Origin of the sequence: Tullyiplasma multilocale ATCC 49900 (assembly GCF_000483165.1) — a bacterium.
Taxonomy (GTDB): Bacteria; Bacillota_I; Bacilli_A; order Mycoplasmatales; family Mycoplasmataceae; genus Tullyiplasma; species Tullyiplasma multilocale.
In genome coordinates this window covers 183272-206275 of sequence record NZ_KI519557.1, presented here as the reverse complement: position 1 = coordinate 206275, position 23004 = coordinate 183272, and the positions used below count along the sequence as shown (strand labels likewise).

15 protein-coding genes are annotated in these 23004 nt (G+C 30.3%); 1 reads left to right on the top strand and 14 read right to left on the bottom strand.

What is annotated here, in order from left to right:
* The 9 genes from G319_RS0103900 to G319_RS09910 form a co-directional block, all read right to left on the bottom strand.
* Positions 1-1404: a sigma-70 family RNA polymerase sigma factor gene (locus tag G319_RS0103900; protein WP_035358881.1), complete on the bottom strand. Its 1404-nt coding sequence runs from the start codon at positions 1402-1404 to the stop codon at positions 1-3.
* Positions 1405-1414: 10 nt separating this feature from the next.
* Positions 1415-3271, bottom strand: a complete 1857-nt coding sequence (dnaG, locus tag G319_RS09925) for a DNA primase (protein WP_026389762.1) — start codon at positions 3269-3271, stop codon at positions 1415-1417.
* A gap of 25 nt (positions 3272-3296) precedes the next feature.
* Positions 3297-4664 (bottom strand): glycine--tRNA ligase, encoded by a 1368-nt coding sequence (locus G319_RS0103890; RefSeq protein ID WP_026389761.1) that lies wholly within the window; start codon positions 4662-4664, stop codon positions 3297-3299.
* A 73-nt stretch (positions 4665-4737) separates the two neighbouring features.
* Positions 4738-5547, bottom strand: a complete 810-nt coding sequence (gene recO / locus G319_RS09920) for a DNA repair protein RecO (RefSeq protein ID WP_051350891.1) — start codon at positions 5545-5547, stop codon at positions 4738-4740.
* Between the two features lie 2 nt (positions 5548-5549).
* Positions 5550-6458: a GTPase Era gene (era, locus tag G319_RS0103880; protein WP_026389760.1), complete on the bottom strand. Its 909-nt coding sequence runs from the start codon at positions 6456-6458 to the stop codon at positions 5550-5552.
* Positions 6451-6957 (bottom strand): rRNA maturation RNase YbeY, encoded by a 507-nt coding sequence (ybeY, locus tag G319_RS0103875; protein ID WP_026389759.1) that lies wholly within the window; start codon positions 6955-6957, stop codon positions 6451-6453. The genes era and ybeY overlap by 8 nt, the downstream gene beginning before the upstream one ends.
* An 18-nt stretch (positions 6958-6975) precedes the next feature.
* Positions 6976-8697 carry a cysteine peptidase family C39 domain-containing protein gene (locus tag G319_RS09915; protein ID WP_026389758.1) on the bottom strand — a complete coding sequence of 574 codons (1722 nt, stop codon included), beginning with the start codon at positions 8695-8697 and terminating at the stop codon, positions 6976-6978.
* Between the two features lie 22 nt (positions 8698-8719).
* On the bottom strand, positions 8720-9268 hold the full coding sequence (locus tag G319_RS0103865) for a DJ-1 family glyoxalase III (RefSeq protein ID WP_026389757.1): 549 nt from the start codon (positions 9266-9268) through the stop codon (positions 8720-8722).
* 55 nt (positions 9269-9323) lie between these two features.
* Positions 9324-14534: an FtsX-like permease family protein gene (locus G319_RS09910; protein ID WP_026389756.1), complete on the bottom strand. Its 5211-nt coding sequence runs from the start codon at positions 14532-14534 to the stop codon at positions 9324-9326.
* A gap of 137 nt (positions 14535-14671) precedes the next feature.
* On the opposite strand from G319_RS09910, the gene G319_RS09905 reads away from it, so the two are divergent.
* Entirely contained in the window at positions 14672-17071 is a 2400-nt protein-coding gene (locus tag G319_RS09905) for an MOLPALP family lipoprotein (protein WP_026389755.1), read from the top strand.
* A gap of 12 nt (positions 17072-17083) precedes the next feature.
* Here the strand turns inward: G319_RS09905 and G319_RS0103850 are convergent, their stop codons facing one another.
* The 5 genes from G319_RS0103850 to efp form a co-directional block, all read right to left on the bottom strand.
* Positions 17084-18319, bottom strand: coding sequence for a replication-associated recombination protein A (locus G319_RS0103850; protein ID WP_026389754.1), 1236 nt, complete (start codon positions 18317-18319; stop codon positions 17084-17086).
* A gap of 57 nt (positions 18320-18376) precedes the next feature.
* A complete protein-coding gene (gene lon / locus G319_RS0103845) occupies positions 18377-20689 on the bottom strand; it encodes an endopeptidase La (RefSeq protein WP_026389753.1) in 2313 nt (770 codons plus the stop codon).
* A 118-nt stretch (positions 20690-20807) separates the two neighbouring features.
* Entirely contained in the window at positions 20808-22091 is a 1284-nt protein-coding gene (gene tig, locus G319_RS0103840) for a trigger factor (RefSeq protein ID WP_026389752.1), read from the bottom strand.
* 17 nt (positions 22092-22108) lie between these two features.
* Complete coding sequence (locus tag G319_RS0103835) at positions 22109-22411, bottom strand: MMB_0454 family protein (protein ID WP_026389751.1); 303 nt, start codon at positions 22409-22411, stop codon at positions 22109-22111.
* Between the two features lie 23 nt (positions 22412-22434).
* The gene (efp, locus tag G319_RS0103830; RefSeq protein ID WP_026389750.1) at positions 22435-22992 is read right to left on the bottom strand and encodes an elongation factor P; all 558 of its coding nucleotides are present in this window, start codon (positions 22990-22992) and stop codon (positions 22435-22437) included.
* Positions 22993-23004: the final 12 nt, after the last annotated feature.

The following is a 23004-nucleotide window of genomic DNA, read 5'->3' as shown; positions in this document are numbered from 1 at the left end:
TTATCCTTTGTAGAATTCTTTTAATGTTTTACCTAATTTATTAGTGTTTGAAGGTGTTTTTAATTTTCTTACTGTTTTCGCTTCAATTTGACGAATTCTTTCACGAGTAACATTTAATTCTTTACCAACTTCTTCTAAAGTTTTAGGAGCATCGTATTTTGATAAGTGATCTTTAATAATTTCTGAATCATACATTCTAACTTTTTCAATTGGAGTGTCAATGTGGATATCTAAATCTCTAATTGCATTTCTTAAATCTTCAACTGTTTCATCTCCACATTCATCAGCTAATCTGATTAATGTTCTTAATTTAGTTGGGATAATACCATAACGCATTCTGATAACTTTTTCTTCTCTTGCAGGCATTTCAGAGAATACATTATCAATAACTTCGCGTAAAACTTCCTTTTCTGCATAGTCATTTGGCGAAATCATATCTTTATCTTCTACGAAGTCTCCAAAGTGTGTATCATCTTCATCACCAAATGGTTTTTCTAATGAAACTGGTTCAATAGATAATTTCTTAATTTCAATAACTTTGGCTGGAGTAATTCCTGAACCAATTCTTTCTGAAATTTCTTCAGCAGATGGTTCTCTTCCTAATTCTTGAGTTAATTGACGTTCAACTCTTGCTAATTTATTAATTGTTTCTACCATGTGAACTGGAATACGAATTGTTCTAGCTTGGTCAGCAATAGCACGTGTGATTGCTTGACGAATTCATCAAGTTGCATAAGTTGAGAATTTAAATCCTTTTGTATAATCGAATTTATCTACAGCTTTCATTAAACCGATGTTTCCTTCTTCAATTAAGTCAGCGAAGTCTAATCCACGGTTTAAGTGTTTTCTAGCAACTGAGATAACTAATTTTAAGTTAGATTCAATTAACTTGTGACGTCCTTCCATTACTTCTTCAGGATCTTCAGCTGTTAACATTTTTGCATATTCAATTTCTTCATCTTTTGTTAAGATTCTTGCTGAACCAATTTTGTTAAAATAAGCTTTAATGATATCTTGGATTTTTGTTTCATTTGAAATTCCACCAACACGGTATTTCATAGTAACTGTATCTTTAGCAGCTTTTCTTCCACGAGCAGCAGTTTTTTTATCTGATTCTAAATCATCCATGAAGTCATCTGATGATGATGGTTCATCAATATCTAATTCATCAAGATCAATATCAGCATCAACAAAGATCGCTCCATGTTTTTGTAAATCTTCTAATAAGTTTTCTGCAACGTTATCATCAGCATTTGGGAATGTAGATGAAAATGCATCTAAAATTTCTTCTGAAGAAATTTCGTTATCATTTGTACCTAAGTAATCATGAATTCTTTCTTTGAAATCTTCAAAGTTAGAAATATTTTTCATATTCTTTTTATCGTTAAATTTTTTATTTGCCATAAATTTTCTCCTATTTACTATTTAAGTTTTTTCTTAATAGATTTATATTATTCATAATTCTGATTTTTTCTTTAATATCATCAGCATTATTCATTCTTATCTCTAATTCTTTGATTTGTCTTTCACCCTCGAAGCGACTTAGAAGTTTAAAAGAGTCATCAATTTCTTTTTCGGTCATTGCAATATTCACTAATGGGTCAGAAATGATTTGATCTATTTCTGTTCGGTAGTGCATAGTTCTATCTGAAACCAATTCTAATATCTTAGTAACGTTATTACCAAGATAATTGCCTTTACGATATTCTCCGATAATCCCTCTTATAGCACTTCTTAAATTGCTATCAATTATAAGGTCTTTATTTTTATCTATCTTTTCGATAAATTCATCACTTTTTAATAATGAAACAAAAACTCTTTGTTCAGCTCTTCTATATGCTTTATCAATGCGATAAGCCTTAGTATCTTCTACAACAACATTGTGAATTGGAGGAATATCTTCCGGAATATATTGAGGTCCCGGTTCATATACTGAAGGATTGTCAGGAATAAATTCTTTCTCGAATTGTTTATCAACTACCTTTTGGGGCTTAGCCCCGAAAAGTTGTCTCACGATATCTTCATTTATATTTGTTAATTTCGAAATCTTTTTGATTGCTTGTTCAATCAAAATTGGATTAGAAACACCTTGAACAAAATCTTTAATTGAAACAATATACTTATTAACACTGTCTGGGTTATTAATATCAACTCTTTTTCAAAGTTTGTTAATAACAAAGTTAATTGGGTGGGTTGCTTTTAAAATCAATTCATTAACCAATTCTACTTTACCTTGATTAATCAATTCATCAGGATCTGATTCAGTTTCATTATCAATTACTAAAGTATCAATCTTATTATCAATAAGTTTCTTAGCTGCTTTGACAGTTGCATTAATACCAGCATTATCGCCATCCAAGAATAACTTAACTTTTACATTTATATTTTTGAATAACTTAACATGATAATCACTGAAAGCTGTTCCCATAATTGCAATCGCATTATCAATCTCTACTTGATCTAGACTAATAACATCCATAAATCCTTCTAAGACAATAATCTCTTTTTTAAAGTTGGCAGTTTTAGCTACATTTTGAATGTTATACGCTAATTGAGATTTTTTAAAGACCAAACTTTCACGACTGTTGATATATTTAGGTTTTTCATCTGTCATAGTTCTTGCCGAAAATCCAATAACATGATTATCTTCATTTCTAATCGGGAATATTACCCTATTAACAAAATAATCCCTTACCTCTAAGTCATAAACAGTTCCAAGTCCAGCTAGTTCAATCTCTTGTTTTGTATAACCCTTTTCCAAAAGTTTTTCAGATAGTTTTACTTTTGAAGAAGCATAACCAATTTCAAATTTTCTAATTGATTCATTTGAAATTTTACGATCTTGAATGTATTTCAATGCTTCCTTACCGATTTCGGTATGTAGCATTCCTTTAAAGAAGTTGTTTGCTTCTTCATTGATTTTTATTATCAACCTTTGCTCTTTAGAATATTTATCTTTAACTGCATGGTTTGATAATTCGCCCAATTCTACACCAGCAGAATCAGATACCTTTTTTAAAGCTGATAAGAAATCTATTCTTTCAATATCTTTAACAAAATCAATAGCATTACCAGCAGCCCCACAAGAGAAACATTTAAATATCTTTTTCTCTGGAGAAACCGACATTGATGGCTCACTATCTGGGTGGAAAGGACAAACACCTCAAAAATTTCTACCTTTTTTTGAAAGCTTTAAATAAGACGAAATGATAGAGACGATATCTGCTTTATTGGTAATCATTTCAATTTTTTCTCTTGAAATATTTGCCATAAAATATCACCCCTATCATTTGTAATTAAAATTTTGAAGCTAAGTATTCTTTAACTTTTGAGATTTCAACTCTCTCTTGTTCCATTGTATCTCTATTTCTTACAGTTACTTTTTTATCTTCAACACTGTCAAAGTCATAAGTAACTACAAATGGAGTTCCAATAGCATCTTGTCTTCTGTAACGTTTTCCAACATTTCCAGTTTCATCATATGTTGCATCGAAGTCTAATAATAATTCTTCGAATAATTCTTTAGCTTGTTCGCTTTGTTGTTTTTGTAATGGCATTACAGCAACTTGGTAAGGCACAAGTGAGTATGGTAATTTCATAACCACTCTTGAAGTACCTCCCTCAAGTTCTTCTTCTGTAAATGCTTGTCAGAATATTGCTAACATCATTCTTTCAACACCAACTGATGGTTCAATAACGTTTGCAAGTAATTTTGTATTAGTTGTTGGATCTAAATAAGTTAAATCTTGACCAGAAGCAGATTGGTGAGCATTTAAGTCAAATTCTCCCCTGTGTGCAACTCCTCATAATTCACCTCATCCAAATGGGAATCTAAACTCGATATCACTTGTTTGAGTTGAGTAGTGAGCTAACTCTTCTTGATCGTGAGCTCTTACTCGGTAGTTTTCTTTTTCAATACCAACTTTATTGTTTAAGAAAAATTCAACTTTTTCTAATCAGTAATTAAATCAATCTTTACCATCTGCTGGATCATAGAAGAATTCTAATTCCATTTGTTCAAATTCTCTTGTTCTAAAAATAAAGTTACCTGGAGTAATTTCATTTCTAAATGATTTTCCGATTTGACCAATACCGAATGGTAATTTTTTACGTAAAGCTCTTTGAGAATTTTTAAAGTTGATGAAAATCCCTTGTGCAGTTTCTGGTCTCAAGTATACAGTTGAAGATTCATCTTCAAGAACTCCTTGATTAGTTTTGAACATTAATGCAAATTTACGAATATTAGTGAAATCACATTCACCACATTTAGCACATTTAATATTATGTTCTTTGATGAAATTTTCCATTTCAGCATCTTCCATAGCTCCAGCATTAATTGTTTCATCAAATTCTTCAATTAATTTATCAGCTCTTCAACGTGAATTACATTTTTTACAATCGATTAACGGATCATTAAATCCATCAATATGACCAGATGCTTTTCAAACTTTTGGATTTAAGATAATTGAACTATCTAACCCAATATTCATTGAATTCTTTTTAACAAAAAAGTTTCATCATTCAGATTTAAGTTTGTTTTTAACTTCTGCTCCTAATGGACCGTAATCCCAACTGTTAGCAAGCCCTCCATAAATTTCTGACCCTTGAAATACAAACCCTTGTGCTTTCAAGTGATTGATCATTTCTTCCATAGTTTTAGCCATTGATATTTTCCTCCCTTAAACAATTAAAGTCAGCATCCGCTGACTAGTTATAATAACATTTATTCTCTATATATTATCCTCAAAAATCACGTTTTGTCAAGACACTATGAGTGTAGTCATTGAACACGTCATCATTGAATATTTTCTTAGCTTTAAGAATTCTGATTGAATTAGTTTCGATTCCAAGATTGTCTAACAAGTAATCCATTACTAACTTAGCCAATATTATTTGAAAACTTGTATCAAAGCTATATTTTCAAATTGAAGCAAATGATTCCGTTCCTAGAATTCTTAAGAAATTTAGGAAATCTACATTTTGCTCTTCTTCGTCTTCTCTTAAACAATTAGGACAAATTAATCCATAATTCTTGAAATCAAATCTTCGATAAACTTTACTACGTTGTTTGCAACGATAACATGATTCAAGATTTCAAGAACCTCCAAGATGCTTTAATAAATAAAACATGAAGTACACCATTGTTGTGAATGGATCTATATTAGAAGAAATATTTTCAATTGCCTTGTTTAGCATTGTGAATAATCGATAGTTCTTGTTATTGAATTCATTTGGTAAGTCTATTAACGATGTGATAACAGAAGCAAATAGATAGTTGTCATAATTATTTGTAATAGTGACATTCGAATTTATCAAGATCCCTTTTTTTAATTTGGATAAACTGGTTTTAAATCTTGATTTAAATATTTCAAACTCAGAATAAGAAAAGTTTTGAATAGAATAACGATTCTTACTTTCTGGTTTATTTACTCCACGAGCTACAAACGACATCTTTCCATATTTTTCAGTATAGGTTGTCACAATCTTTGAATTTTCTTCAAAGTCGAAAGACGATAATACAATCCCCTTTGTTTTGATTTCAGCCATGATTAATATTTATCTTTGTCGTAACCCATTTTTTTAATTAAACTCGGTGAGTTTCTTCAGTTCTCTTGAACTTTAACAAATAACTCTAAATGAACATCTTTTTCGAAAAGCTCTTTAATTTGTTTTTTAGACTTATATTTAATGTCTTTAATTTTAGTACCTTGGTTACCAATGATAATACCTTTTTGTGAACTTCTTTCAACGATGATTGAAGCTGTAATTTCCATACCATCTTCTTCATCAATTAACTCATCAATCATAATTGCTACTGAGTGTGGAATTTCTTGACCTGTCTTCATTAAAATATTTTCTCTGATTATTTCTCTGATTGCAAAACGATTTGGTTGATCTGTAATCATATCTTCATCATAAAATGTGTAATCAGTTTCTGGTAAGTTTTTACGGATTAATTCAATTAAAGTATCGATATTTACATCTTTAACTGAAGATGTAATTACTGTATCGATAAATCCATTTGATAATTCTTTTCACTCTAATACTTTTTTGAACAATTCTTCTTTTGAAACAGAATCTGATTTAGAAATTACTAAAATCTTAGGAATCTCAGATCTCTCTAATTCTCTTAAGATGAATAAGTCATTTTTACCAACTAATTCATCTGCTGGAACTAAGAATAATGCTAAATCTACATCTTTCATACTTCTTAAAGCAGATGCATTCATAAATCTATCTAATTCTTTTTTTGATGTATGGATACCCGGAGTATCTACGAAAATCATTTGGTATTCATCTTTTTTAGTTAAGATACCTCTGATGTTGTTTCTTGTTGTTTGCGCTTTGTTTGTTACTATTGAAATTTTGTGTCCAATAATTTTATTTAATAATGTTGATTTCCCAACGTTTGGTCTTCCAACAATCGTCACGAATCCTGCTTTAAATTTTTTATCCATTTTTTTCCTCTTCTAAATAATCTTCTTCTGTGAATTTTATAGTGTAGTTAATATTATTTGCTAATAGAATTTGGTCTTGTAAATCAAACATTTTTTTCTCTTCTTCCAAGCTATCTTCATGATCATATCCCAATAAGTGTAAGAAACCATGTACGAATAAGAATCCCATTTCTTGTTCAATAGTGTGATCATATTTAATTGTTTTTCTTTGAGCTTCTTCTAGACAAATGAAGATATCTCCAATTTCTCTGAATCCCAATGCTGCAACTTCAGCTTCACTCATTTCAACAGGGAAAGATGTTACATCAGGTATATAACTTTTATTTCTATATTCCTTATTTATTTCTAAAGCTGCTTGTTCATCTAAAAAGGTAATTGACAAATTAATATCTTCTTTAATATTTAATATCGCTTTTCCTTTATCTAATATTGTTTGAGCGAAATTTTCTCATTCAACCATATCAATTTGTGTTTCATTTATAAAATCAATTTCTACCATAATATCCTCTTTTTATTATTATACCTTATATGGTTCCTTACATTGTCAAATGACTATATTATCTGGGTATTTACCAATCATTTGTTCGCATTTTAGAATCATTATATCATCAGGTTTAGAATCAGACATATCAAGTATCATCGCTAAACTATATTCTGTCTTAACAAGGGTTTTCTCCAACTCTAGGAAAACGTCTTCATTTGGGGTTTTGTGAATAACCTTTATTTGCTGTCGTAAATCAATTCCTGAAATTTCTTTAAGGTTAAGATCATTCACTATAATTCTCCCAAAATAATCATCATTTAGTTTCAGAATGTAATCTTCAACCTCGTGATTGACTACAATCACTTCACCAATTCTTATTTTCTTTGATAACCCTTCTTTTAAGATATCTTCTCTCTTACAAAATTGCACAAATTCTATCGATGATATTTTAGAAATATTTAAAAACCGCTTCTGGGTTTTGTATTCTTTATTTAATCGGTATAAGTTAGCTCTGTACTTTTGTCAATCCATTGTCATGTTAGCTATATTGGAGAAATATTTTCTTATATTTGTTTTCATCAACAGCACAATAATAATATCAAATATATCGATTATGTCGCTTTTAAATAAAAAGAAGAACAGTACCATTAATGGAATATCTGCCACTTTAAAAATCACAGATAAATAATTAGATAAATTCTTAAATACATTTACGAAAGTATGTTGTTCAAGTTTGTGTTTAAGTTCCTTGATTTTATAGCTTTCTAAGCCATTCTTTTGATAATAATGGATATTGGTTAGTATTTCTACGAAACTATTCGTATCACATGCTCTAGAACCCCTATTCTTAAAAGTTATCAATAGCAATATAATGAAGACCTCTATAAGAAGAATCAAATATAACGAGGTGTCATTTATATATCAACAAAATGCTATACATAAAAATAGTGGCAATATATTGGTGATCACCTTAATCAAATTTAACATTTCAAAATCTGCTATGAAATTGAAGTCCTTATATAAATTTACTGTTTCATAAATTGAATGCCTTTTTGAAATGATGTTATATGTCCTTTCGAGATTACTTACTTTAATTTTATTTTGGATATTGATAGTAAAGATTGTTTCTAACTTCACTATCATCCCTCCAATTATGAAAATGACTAAAAAATAAATCGCAATAGATATTTCAAATTCACTTTTTAACATCATCGTTATATAACTAAGTATGAACTTGGATTCGATCATAAATATAATCACTTTGAATACTCTAATAAAAGTTAAGAAAATAATTGATCAGAAGTTATTTTTTATCAGAGGTTTTAATTTTTCTATATATTGCATTTTTTCACACTTACATTTAAAAGTTATTATTCTATTTTTAAAAATCAAATTTAATTCTATTAAGGATATTTCTTTGCTGTAATTTTCTCCTGGATCATGTGCTATTATTCTTTTACCTTTTCGATAAACAATTATATAGTGATGGAAATTTTCATCACCAACATAAACCAGCATCGGAGAATCATTGATATCTTTTAAAAAGATTTCTTCATCATAATAACCAGTGCCTAAAATATCAAACTTTTTCAATACCTCTATTAAGTCAAAAAAACTTGAACCGTTTTCGTTCAAGTTAAAATGCTTATTTAAATCTTCGACTTTGTAGTTAGTTTTTTGAAAGTGGTTTATCAACATAGCTGCACAAGCGATTCCACAATCATTTTCTCTATTTTGCTTAATGTGTTCTATCATCAAATAGTATTAGGAAAAAATCTTATAAAATTACCAGTTTTTCTTTAACTTCTTTAAAATTTTCTTCATTTGTTAGATATTTAACAATTTCTAATGCGAAAGGAATTGTTGAACCAGGTCCAGCTCCAGTAATAATGTTTTTGTGAGTTAATGCAGGTATCTGACTAACTTGTTCAGCTGAAGCCAAGTACATGTCACATCCCGGATAGTTAACAACTCTATATCCTTTAACAATTCCTGCTTGACCTAAAAGTTGTGGTGCGGCACAAATTGCTGCCACCATCTTTTCTTCATCATTAAAGTCATTAATGATTTTTAACAATGTTTTGTTATCAAATAAATCATTGACAGCAGGTCCTCCAGGAATAATAATTCCTTCATATGAGTTTTGATCAAATTCATTTATAAATTTGTCAGTTACTATTTCAATGTCATGAGAACCCTTTACATTCAATTCAGATTCCATAGAAATTAATTCAACTTCAATTCCACCTCGTCTTAAGATATCAATTGTTGTTATTGCTTCAATTTCTTCAAAATTCTTTTTAATAAAAATTGCGATTTTTTTCATAATATCACCTCTTGTGTATATTATATCAAATAAAAAAAACACCCGAAGGCGTTTTCTATTCTGCACTATCTGTCATAAGTGAAGCCGGATTACCATTTCTAACTTTCTTAGATGACACTAGTAGTGAACCCAAGAATGATATTGAGATAATAGCGAAACTTGCAATTGGTGGTCATCAAGAAATTCCGTAAGGAATTGCGAATCCCATGTTTGCAATAACAGTAATAGCAATAGCCATTAATCCTCACGCTAGAACAGTTGCCAATAGTCACATAAATAAACTGAACATTGTAACTGTACCAAATGAGTATTTTTGGATTTTTCAATTTGAATATCCCAATACTTTCATCAAGATCATAAATCTTTGATATTGCATAATGTAGATATCCCCAACCAACATAATTAGTAATGCGGCTGTAATAATAACAGCAATAATTAACATCATTCCGATTGAAATAGCTAATACAGAAATTTGATTAATTAAAGCTTTTGAAGTTGATAGTAATGTTTGAGATTTGATTCCGTTTACAACACCACCAATATCTCCACTTTCTAATCCAATAGCATTTTGACCAATATTATTTGGAGTAGTGTATGAAACCCCACTTGTTAATCCTAAAGGTTCTTCAATATTTGAGAATTTAAAGTTATTTCAATACATAGGTGCATAGTTTTGAGCTTCTTCACCCATATAAGTTAGAGACTCTCAGTTTTTTGTATAAATTTGATTATCCACAGTTTTGAAGTTATATCTATCAAAACGTGATTTTCCGTAAACTTGATCATCAACATTAGCTTTGATAACTGGATTTTCATCAAAGTAAGTATAATTAACTCCGATTTTTCTAGCTGTAGAATATCCAGCTATTAAGTTAGCTATTGTAGAATCTACAACAATAACTTTTTCATTATAAGAAGTCATATTACCAACAGATTTTAAATTAACTTTTAAATCCTTGTTAGCATAAGTAACTTTTGCTTTTTGTTGATTTAAAGCAGGATTAATACCTTCGAAAGCAAATCTGAATCAGTATTTAGGTCCATTTAATAAGTTACCTAAAGAACCATCATCATTTTGAGGCATTTCTTGTGAATCAAGATTGTATGAGATATCAAATGGACGAACTAGTAAGTATTTGCCAGTTGCATTATCATATCCTTCTTTAACTGATGTTGGAACAACTTCATTTTCAACAACACTATATCAAGTGTTTTCATCATTTGTTGAACGGTGATCTTTGTTCATTCCATTAATAAATCCTTCAACTCCACCTTTACCTAATTTAGATACAGGAACAAAGATTTCAAGATTATCATATTGGTAGTAAGGTCTCACGAATGAAGAATCTAATTCTCCATCTTCATTATATGAAAAGTCATTGAATAAATATGTTTTGTCTTTCAAAGTTGCGTTTTTAATTATTGGCTGAGTTGGATCTAATGCATTAACTGCGTTTCCAACTTCTTTTCTTTTACCATCATATTGTTGTGAGAAAGTGAATTTATTTGTATCGATCGCAAATGGATCTAAATAATTTTCATCAATTGCCCCAGTTCTTGTTTTAATAGATTCTTTATATTGTTTTTGCGCTTGTGCATCTAACATTGGATTTTTAGTTGCATAATCAGAATTTACATAATCAGAATCATTATAAACTCATGCTGAGTTTGGCAGAACACTGAATCCTGATTCCTCATTGCTTTGATATTTAAGAACAGTTGATGTTGTTGAAACATCTTTAACTACAGTACCCTCTGAGATATTAAATGCAGCTTTTGCTTGCGCATTAGTTACAATTGGTGCTGTCAATGTATTTGTAGCGTAATCGTAAATCTTAGTCTTGTTAAAGTAGATGTCATTTGTAGCTTTTCCTTGGAATACTTTCTCAACTTCAGCTTGAGTTTTGATATCTAAGAAAGTTTTTTCTTTATCTGATTTATCAATATTGAAAGCTGATTGAGTTTTATCTAATCCTGAAATAACAAATTCTTTTTTAGACTTAGTATTTAAAGAAACTTGAGTTGATAAACTTTCTTCTGTCGGAATAAAGTGTTCAACGTTTCAACCAATTGAATATTGATCTAATCTACTTTCCTCTTGTACATAACCCTTTACATAAGGTGGTAAACTCACTAAAATTGTGTCAATAATTTGACGTTTTCAGTTAGCATCTTTACCAGCTTCAGCTTCATTGTTATCGGCAGAACCCATAATTGCAGAAATTAATTGAGGAACAGCTTTTGTAATAAACCCTGAGAATTCTTGTGAGAATGAAACTTTGTTTTCATCAGTTCATGCTTCATTTTTGTCATAAGGGTTTTCTAATGAGTTTAAAATCAATCCAAAGAATTGATCAATCATCCCGATTGAGAAACTTTGTCCTAAGTTATTGAAGAAGTTATCCCCAAATATCTTAGTAATGAATCCAATCAATTCATCTTTATTTTCAACTAAATATTGCATTGTATTTTGAACACTTTTTTGTGACTCTACATCAGTTTTATAAACATATCTTGAAATTGGGTTGATATCGTTTATTGATGCTGAATAATTTTCAGGATTAATGTAGTATCCATAACCAGTTCCAGAACCATCAAGATTTAAATCAGATTCAGTATAGTCTGTATCCAAATCATCATGACCATCTCAGAAGTTAATAGCTTTTTTAGAGAATGGTGAGTTTGCTGTTACATCGTTATATTTATATGAGTTGGCGTAATTTACACTCTTGTAGTAAGAATCTTTAGCGTTCATCGCAATGGCTGGTATTGCTAATCCTGTAGAAATCAGTACAGATGATAAAGCTACAACAGTTACTAATAATGCAATAGGTTTTTTACCTGAACTAGCTAAAGTTAATGAGAATTTCAAAGTAAACTTAGAGTTTTTAAAGATTGTATCTTTAAGTTTATTAATCGTTTTTGAACTAGATCATTTAACACTTACTTTTAAAATTTCCATAACACTTTGGTTCGTGATTAAGAATGCTGAAATGAATGATATTGCAATTGCAACAACCCCAAACACAGCAAACGTAATTCCAAGTGAACCAAAATCAAATAAGAATTGATTAAACATGTATGGGGCACTAAAGTAATCAGAGAACATATACATGAATGGAACTTGCATTGCCAATCCAACTAATCATCCTAAAGGAATAACTATAAAGGCAATGATTAATGAGTGAGCGATATATGAAGCTGAAATTGTTGAAGGATTTACCCCCAATGCTTTTAAAATACCGATTTGTTTAGAGTTAAACATAATAGTTTTTCTAATACAGATAATTAAAGCGATTAAAGCAATGATTGCGATGATTGCAGAAGCAGCCATTGTAATTGCGTTATATGCACCCATTACACGCGGTTGGATTGTTCAGTTTAAAGCATAGTTAGAATCATCAAATTTAGTTAAACTGAAAAATGTTCTAGGTCTTACAGCATCATTTATTTCTGCTTTCCCTTCTTTAAAAGAAGTTATATATTCATAACTATCTTTCAATGATGAAGGTACGTTTTTTTGTAAAGCTACAAATTTAGCAATTTTATTATTAGTTTCATTTTGACTATCTTTTCCCAATATGTTATTTCAGAATCCAGATTTTTTATTTGGATTTGTTAAGAAGAATGTAAAAGTTTCAGTAACTGTTTTATCCGCTTGACTTGAAGAAGAACCAGCTGAAATCGCTCTTAATGTATCTCTGTATCCATAAATAATAGCACTCACTTCAGTTTGAGGAACCGGGAAGTCGGGATCTGCAGTTGGGAAATATGAAAACGCATCTGTTGCTAGTGCCACAACTGTAAATGTAGCATCTGCAATTCTTAATGTTTTCCCAAGTGGGATATGGTGTGCTCTTGCATATTGTTCTGAAATAGCAATTTCACCTTTTGTAGTAGGCATTCTACCAGTTAAGATAGTAAAGTTTGCATCGTCTTTTTCATTCAATGTTACGGCACGATATTTAGTTTGCGTAATTGAATCAAATGCAAATGCTTCTTTTCTGAATCTAATATCTAATCCACTAGCTTTAGCTGTTAATTCTAAGTGATATTGGAACATAGAAGCTCTGATATCTAAATGATTATCTTCTTCACCATCATCTACAGTGAAGTTAATTCAAAAATCTTTTCCCATGAAAGGTAATTCATAGTTTGAAAATGCTGATAATTTTTGACCAATGCTCGGGTGTTTTGTATTATAGTTGTTCATTTTAAATTCTGAATTATTTCCTAAGAAAAATGCAGCTTCAAGAACGACTTGACCTTCTGACTCAAAAGTTTTAACTGAGATTGGGTTAACAATCCCTCTTAGTCCCTTAGATACAACAACCTCATTTAATGGAGCTGCATTTTCAGCATCTTGGTTTGTTAAGACTTGTAGATATCTATTTTCATCTTGTTGATTGTATTCTTGTCCTAATTTAATATCAGTTAAATACTTATTAGTTTCTGACACAACCAAAGCTTCAGTTCCTGTTATAGTTCCATTTAATTGGTTACCTGTAATAAATAAGTATAATAATTCAGCAAACTTATCACTATTATATTTATCCATTAAGTCTTGACCAAATTGAACCCCTTGGTTTTTAACTCAGTTAATTACAGTACTTGCAGTCATGTTGATATAACTTGATGTTGTAGTATCAGTACCATTTTCAATATTTTTAATAAAATCTTTATCTTTTCTGATTAAGTTTCCAAAAGTAGTATTTTTTAGGTATGAATTAACGTTGTTGTCTTGTGAGTATTCAGACATCGCTTTAATCATTTCATCAACTAAAATGTTACGCATGTTTTTATATGCATCACCATTAACACCTTCATCAAAAGTAAGTTGTAATTTAGCAAATTCTTCTTTGAATTTTTCATTGGCAAAAGTACTTGTTAAAAAAGTCACTTGATTATTTTTATTATTAATTGTGTTAAATGAAAAACTGTAGTCAGATTTGTTTGAGCCATCTTTTGATGTATAGTTAACAAAACCTGAATCAATGAAGTCACTTAAAGGTGAAAGACTTTGAATGTCTTCATCCATCTTACTTCTAGAACCAACCGTCATTGAAGTTGTTTCATCAAATCGTTTAATACTTTTAACAATATTATTATAAGATCCATTAATACGTTGTGAGACAGTATATGAAGTTGTGAAAATAAAGGTAGCTAAAAAAGACAACACCAAAATGATGATGAATTGAACTTTAAATTTAAATACCCCTTTTATCCCTTGTTTAAGCAATAAAAAGAAACTAGATTTTTTATTCATATCTTTCTCCTAAAATAAGTTTACATATATAGTTTATATCATATTTAAATATCATAAAAGTATATTCTCAATAAAAATCACACTCTTTAATGTGATAAAATAATTTCATATAAAAACACAAAGGAAAGGTAAATTTCATGAAAAAATTATTAGCGATATTAGGTGCGATAAGTATAACTGCTTCAAGTACCGCAACAATAGCTTGTACAACTGTTAATGATTACAAGGCTTCTATTGAAAGACAAATAAAAAACTACATCGAAATTTCATCTATTAAAGCGCAATCAGCGATTTTAAATGACAAAGATGGTAAAAACTTTTCCTTAGATTACACAAGCGGTCATTTTAAATCACAAAAGGTTGCAGATGTCTTAGGTAAAGACTTTATTGAAGTACCGATGGGTGAAACTCAAGATACAACTACAATGGAAAGATTATTCTCTCAAATGTTTGGAGATGAAGATTATCGTGTTAATGCCAACGATTTTGAAAACAAAGACAGTGATTTTATTAAATCTATGGCTGAATCAACAGATACTACAATCACTGGCGATAGTAGTATCTTAAAAACCCTTTCTTTGGTTTCTGCCGCTGCTTCAGTGTTATTGGGTTCAAACTTTAATTCCGGGATTTCAGCAACTATTGAAGGTGCTATTGTAACTGATTTAGTAGCTAATGCTCTTAAAGGAATTGTTACCCCTTCTCTTATCGAAACTGTTGAAGGTTTATCAACTGACACAAGTACTATTGGGTTAATAATCAATGGTATCCGTGAAGGTTTCAATAATTCAGATATAAAAGAATTTAGTGGAACTTTAAACGATTTATTCAACGAAAGAAGTATCGTAAACATAATTGGTGCACTAGTAGGTGAATTAATAACTGGTGGAAATATAATGGATGCTTTAATGTCTATGCTTCCTGACATTATTAAATATGTAAGAACTTTAGTTTACTATATTAACCAATTTGATACTTACAAGGGTCAATTAGATATTTATGATATTGTGGATCCAACTAAGATTTTTTCAAAAACCAAAACAAATGAACAAGTTGTTGAAGAGGTCTTAAGAAGAGATTTCGATTATGAAGCTTATACAAAAATCAGCCTTCAAGATTTATTCAGTACTCTACAAATGTTATTATCACCAGAGAAAAAAGACCGAAAAGGATATAACTTCCAAAAATTATTAGTTATGCTTTTTGCACAACCAAAAGCTGAAGGAATTAACAATCCGGTTATTGGTGGAATACTTGCAGCCTTAGAATCAATCTTGGGATTAGTTGGTCAAAGTGGTGCTGATCTACTCAATACAATTCTAGAAGCATTAGGATTAGACCCCAACTCACTTGAACCTTGAATTAAAGAATTAATTTTAGACTTATTAAAAGGTGGGACTTCAGCAATTGTTGAAGCTATTGAAAATATTTTTTATGATATTGCAAATCAAGGTAATAAATCAAAAGGTTTATTAAACACAATTGCAACAATTTTAAAACTTATCCCTTCAAAACCAGTTAAAGCAATCGCAAACTATTTACTAAGTCCAGTTGGTCAAAATGCTTTAGATAACTTATACTTAGCTATCTTTGATGGGGATTTCATCTTAGATATCCTTAAAGCTTTAAAAGATGGAGGAGTTAATATCAATAACTCCGTAATCACAGGTTTTGCAAGACTTAATAGTAAAGGTTTACGTGGTTTATTAACTACCCCTCTTGCTGATGTTCTGGCAATATTCGGATTAAATATTGTCGATTCTGCAACTTTCTTATATGGTCTAAAATGAACTTCATTATCAGATATTATGGATTCAGCAGCTTTACAATTTGAAACTAATAGAGATACACCTTCAAAAGATAATACTAAGTATAAATTTGACACAGATCACATAGTAAATTTATTGGACGCTCTAGTTGGAGAAACATCAACAACTATTAAATGAGTTGATGGAACAACTCCACCATCAGACTTCCCTACTAATGAATCACTACCTAAAACTTTATTGGGACAGATCTTAATGACTTTAGGATATGAGAAACAATTAGTACTTGAAGATAATGGTACAGAAATCAAAGAACTAAAATCTACATACTTACTAGGTATGAGAAAAGTTAATGGAAAAAACATCTTCAAAGAAGGTTCTCTATTTGGAGTTTTAGGTAATATGTACGGTAACTACTATGACCAAACAACTGGAGTTAACAGTGCTAAACCAGAAGAAGCTAAAACTATGCAAAAGGTTATTGATGGTTTACTAAGAGTTGTTACTTGATTAGATAATAAATCTATGGCAGTTTATGTTAAAGATACTTTCTCTGATGCTTTAAATCAAAAGAATTGAACAACAAGACATATTTCTAATACAGATATTCATGACGCTCATAAAGATGCAGTTATTAAATACGAATTAATTTTTAATAACAATGATACTAAAGCAAAAGAAAAATATGATGTAACAATTAAGAGATATGCAGTTAATCCAGGACAAGATCCTGTAGCTACTTGAAAAATTACAGATATTACAAAAAAATAAACACTAGTTAAACTAGTGTTTTTTCATTTTCTCATATAAATCGAAGATACGTTTTTCATACGCTGAACTTGTCTTAGCTTTATAGTATTTAACATTCTTGATTTCATTTGGTAAATATTGTTGTTCTACTCAATCATTTTTATAATCATGTGGGTATTTATATCCCACTCCCCTACCGAGTTTCTTAGCTGAAGCATAATGATTATCTTTAAGATAATCTGGCATATCATATATCAAGCCATTTTTAACGTCCGCTTGGGCTTTAGCTGTTCCTAAGTATGCCGAATTTGATTTCTCACTTAATGCCATTTCAACAATTGCTAGTCCCAAAGGTATAATTCCTTCAGGCATCCCTATTTGTCTAAAAGCATTAGTTGCAGTGACAATTCTTGGAGGAAGAGTTGGATTAGCCATCCCTATGTCTTCATAGGCCATGATAACCATTCTTCGCATTAAAGTTTCAAAGTCTCCAATTTCTGCTAGTCTTGCAAAATAATACAATGCAGCATCTACATCACTTCCTCTGATTGATTTTTGTAATGCAGATTTCAAATCATGGAAATCATCACCATATGCTCCAGATGGATTCTTAGCTAAAGGAATAACTTTCAGTATTAACTTTAAGTCAATTAATTGGCCAGGATATAAATTGATGAAAAGTTCAATATTATTTATTAAACTTCTAACATCCCCTCCGGCTAATTCACATAAGTATTTTAAAGCTTCATCATGAATTTCTAGGTCAATTCTTCCTAAAGTAATTAATCCTTTTACGTAATCAAACATTTCTTCTGGGGCAATTCTTTTCAACTCAATAATATTCCCTCGTGATCTAATAGCGGGGTTAATTACGAAGAAAGGATTTTCTGTAGTTGTAGCAAAAAGATTAATATTACCATGTTCCATATATTCTAAAAGAATATCTTGTTTGTCTTTGTTTAATCTATGAATCTCATCTATTATTAATATAAATTTTTCAGTCTTCATAGCCTTATCGATAATTTTAGACATTTTTTCTTTCTTATCGTATGAAGCATTAAATAGTGCATATTCTATTCCTAAGTCATTTGCCAAAGCAATTGCAAATGTTGTTTTACCAATTCCACTTGGTCCATAAAAAATAAGTGATGTTGAAAATTGTTGTTCAATCATTCTGGGGATTAATCCATCTTTTGAAAGAATATGAGTTTGACCAATAATATCTTTTGTTGTTTGCGGTCTTAATAAAAATGCTAATGGTTTTGACATATTTCCTCCTAATAAAAAATAACTAGTACTTACTAGTTATTTTACATTTTTATTTAACTATTTACCAAATACTTCAGCAAATACTTGATCGTATGTTTCCATACCCTTGATTTCTAATACTTCTTTTACTTCATCAGGAATTTCATCTAAGTCACGTAAGTTTTTAATTGGTACTAAGATTTTTTTCAATCCACTTCTTGCAGCAGAAATTGATTTTTCTCTTAATCCACCAATAGGTAACACATTACCTCTTAAAGTGATTTCTCCAGTCATTCCTAAGTCTCTCGAAATAGGTCTTCCTGTGAAAGCAGAAACTAATGCTGTAGTCATAGTGATTCCAGCTGACGGACCATCTTTTGGTACTGCACCTTCTGGTACGTGTAAGTGGATGTCAGTTTTTTCGAAGATATCTTTATCAATTCCAAATTTTTCATAGTTGGCTTTAACATATCCTAAAGCAATTGATGCAGATTCTTTCATAACATCACCTAATTTACCAGTTAAGATTAGGTTTCCTTTTCCTGGGAAAGTATTTACCTCGATTGGTAAGATATCTCCACCAAATTGAGTATATGCTAAACCAGTAACAACCCCAACACTTGATTCACCTTGTTTATCAGTGTGATCGAAGATGCGTTTTCCTAAGTATTCATTTACCACTTCTCTAGTAACTACTAATTTTTCTAATTCACCATTTAATAATTTAACGATGAATTTTCTAGCAATAGCAGATATTGAACGTTCTAATTGACGTACTCCAGCTTCACGTGTGTAGTATTTAATTACTTCATCAAATGATTCGTTTGTAAATTCTAATTCATCTTTAGTTAAAGCGTGTTCCTTAAGAACTTTTTCCACTAAGTAATCTTCAGCAATTTTCATTTTTTCAATTTCTGTATAACTTGATAAGTTGATGATTTCCATTCTGTCATATAAAGCTTCAGGAATGTTTTCAGGATAGTTAGCGGTTGCAATGAACATTACGTTACTTAAGTCGTAAGGTTCTTCAATGTAGTGATCTGAGAATTCTGCGTTTTGTTCAGGGTCTAAAACCTCTAACATAGCTGCAGCTGGATCTCCTCTTTGATCACTTGCCATTTTATCAATTTCATCTAATAGGAATAGTGGGTTTTTAACTTTAGCACGTTTCATTGTTTGAATAATACGTCCTGGCATTGCCCCAACATAAGTTTTACGGTGACCACGGATTTCTGATTCGTCTTTAACTCCACCTAAAGAAATTTTTACAAATTCCTTACCTAGAGCTTCAGCAATTGATTTTGCTAGAGATGTTTTCCCAACTCCTGGAGGACCCACTAATGTAATGATTTGTCCTTTTAATGATTTTGTTTTTTGTTTAACAGCTAGATATTCAATAATTCTTTCTTTAACTTTTTTCAATCCATAGTGGTGTTTATCCAATACTTCTTGTGCAAATTTTAAATCTTGAATATCTTCACTTTGTTCTCATCAAGGAATTGACATCATTCAATCAATGTAGTTTCTTTCAACATTTGCTTCAGCAGATGCTGCTTGCATGTTTTCTAAACGACTAATTGAAGAAAGAATTCTTTCTCTAACTTCTTTTGGGAATGGTTCAGTTTCTAAACGTTTTTTGTATTTTTCAACAGCACTTGAATCTGAATCTTCATCATCTAATTCTTCTTTAATAATTCTCATTCTTTCGCGTAAGTAGTATTCTTTTTGTTGTTGATCCATTTTTTCTTTTAACTTTTTGTTAATGTCTGATTCAACATCTTGAGATACATCTTTTTTACCTAAGAATGATAGTAAGTTTTCTAATCTTTTAACAGGATTAGCTTCACCTAAAATACTATTTCTAGTTTCTAATGTCATGAATGGTAAACCTTTAGCTATTGTGTCTACTAAATAGTTTAAACTAACTTCTTCATCACTATTATTTAAGAAATTTTTTGCCATTTCTGGTAATTCATTACCTAAATTAGCCACTTCTTGAATCAAGACTTTTAATTCTACTTTGTTTTCTTCTGTTTCAAATTCTTTTGAATCTAAAACGTCTGCTTCACCAATAAAGAATCCATTTTCTTCTTCAACATTTGTTAATTTAATTCTCTCTTCACCGTTAATTTCAACAGTTAAAGTACCATCTTTTCATTCTTTTCTAATTTGAACAGTTGCTAAAGTTCCGAAGTCAAAAATCTCATCAATTTTTGGCTCGTTGTCCATAACTTTTCTTTGAGAAACAACGATCATTTTCCCATCGTTATTTTCAATAGCATATTTAATTGCATCTTGAGTTGCTTTTCTCCCAACTTCTACAGTTTCTGTAAATTCTGGATAAGCAAAAACCCCTCTAGTTACAAATATAGGAAATTTAATTTTATTCATACTTTCTCCCCCTTTTTTCGGTACATAAATATAATATCACAATAATTAGCACTTTAAAGGTAAAAGTGCTAATTTATAAACAAAAGCAAAGCTGTCAGCTTTGCTTTTTTGTAAGAAATTATTTTCCGTTGTTTTCGTATAAGAAGTCAACTAATAAGTCGTTCATTAATTCAGCTTTAACAGCTTCTGGTTGAATAACTTTTTTGATGTATTCTAAGTCTAATCCAAATTGTGTTGCTAATGCAGCATATTTAGCTTCAACTTGTTCTTCTGTTGCTTCAAATTTTTCTTTATCTCTAATTTCTGAAGTTACTAAGAAACCTTCTAATTTAGCTTTAGCATCTCCATACATTTCAGCTTCGATTTGTTTATCTGTTAACCCTGTAGCTTTTTTGTAAGCTTTCATTGTTAAACCTTGTTTTTGAACTTCTTGTTCAAATTGTTTTTTAAGATCTAAAATTTGGTTATCGATTGCTGTTTTTGGTAATTCAATTTTTGAACCTTTGATGATTTCATCAATGATTTGGTTAACAAATTGATTTTTTAATCCTGAAACTTTACGTTCTAAGATTTCTGATTTAATTTTAGCTTCTAATTCAGCAAATGTATTAACATCTTTCATGTTTAAGTCTTTTGCTAATTCATCATCTTTAGCAGGTAAAATTCTTGAAGTAATTTCAGTAATGTTTAATTCGAATACTGAATCTTTTCCAGCTAATTCTGGTGTGTAATCTTCAGGGAATTTAACATCAATTTTAGCTTCACCTAATCCTAATCCGATCATTGAATCTTCAAATCCAGGAATGAATTGTCCTGATCCAATTGTTAATTTGTGACCTTTAGCTTCTCCACCTTTGAATGCTACTCCATCAACAAATCCTTTGAAGTCAAAAGCAACTACATCTCCAGCTTCAATTTTAGCTGTTTTTGGTTTAGCTTTTTCCATTGCAAATTGGTTTTGGTATTGAGTAATAACAGCTTCAACTTCTTCAGCTGTTACTGCAGGAGTTTCTTTTTCAACAGTTTTAATTCCTGTGTATGCTCCTAATTCGATTTCTGGACGTAAGTCAAATACGAAATCGATAATGATTTCTTGTTCACTTACTTTGAAAGGAACTGGTTCTGGTGAGTTCATTGGTTCAATTTTAACTTCTTGAGCTCTTGCAAATTCAAATGCAGGTTGAATTGACATTCTGAATCCTTCGTTAAAGATTTTTGAAGGTGTTAAGAATTTAGCAACTTCACTTTCTGGAGCTTTACCTTTTCTAAATCCTGGGATTTCGATGTTAGCTTTTACTCTGTTTTTAGCTTTTGCTAAAGTATCTGTTCATTCTTGACCATCAATAGTAACTGTTCATTTACCTTGACCTTGTTCAAGCATTTTGCTTTCTGTAAATTTCATATTATTTTCTCCTCTTTTTATTTTGTATATGCGATTGCAATATTTTTAGGTTTGATATCTAATGTTTGAGAAATAATATCTTCAACCATTTTACTAATTTTCTTTTCTTCAAAAACGATATCAGCGATTCCATTTGAAGCTAATTCAATTTTAACCAAAACGTATAATAAATTATCATGATACAAATCTGTTGTAACTTCTACTTTACGATCTTTTTTAACGCTCATTGCATTAAATACAGCTCCTTGAATTAATTTATTCAAAGCATGTCTTTCAATATCTAATGCACCACGTGTGTTTCTTTCGATTGAGATATACATATTATTTCTCCTTTCTTATTAAATTATTGTGCTCTTCCAGCATATTTACCATCAATTGTACTGATGATAACTTTTGTACCTTCAGTTACGAATAATGGAACTTGGATTCCTCAACCAGTTTCAACTACAGCTTTTTTCTGTGCTCCACTTGTTGTGTCTCCCTTAACTGCGGCTTCAGCTTCAGTAATAGTTAATTCAACTTTTTCTGGTAATGAGATCCCTAAGATTTCACCTTCAAATTCAGTCATTTTAATCATTAAACCATCTGTTAAGAAGTTTGCTTCTCATTCTAAGTTAGACATTGGAATTTGAACTTGTTCATAAGTATCAGTATCCATTAAGTACGCTTCATTACCATCATTGTATAGGTATTGCATATCTTTTTTCTCGATCATTGCTTTATCAACTTTAGCACCACCAGTGAAAGTAATTTCTACTCTAGCTCCAGTTCTTAAGTTTTTAACTTTAACTGTAACTTTACCTTGTTGTCTTCCAGTTTTTGAGAATGATTGATCAATAACTACAAAAATATTACCTTCGTATAAAAATGTAGTTCCAGGACGTAAGTCATTTACTTGCATATTAAATTCTCC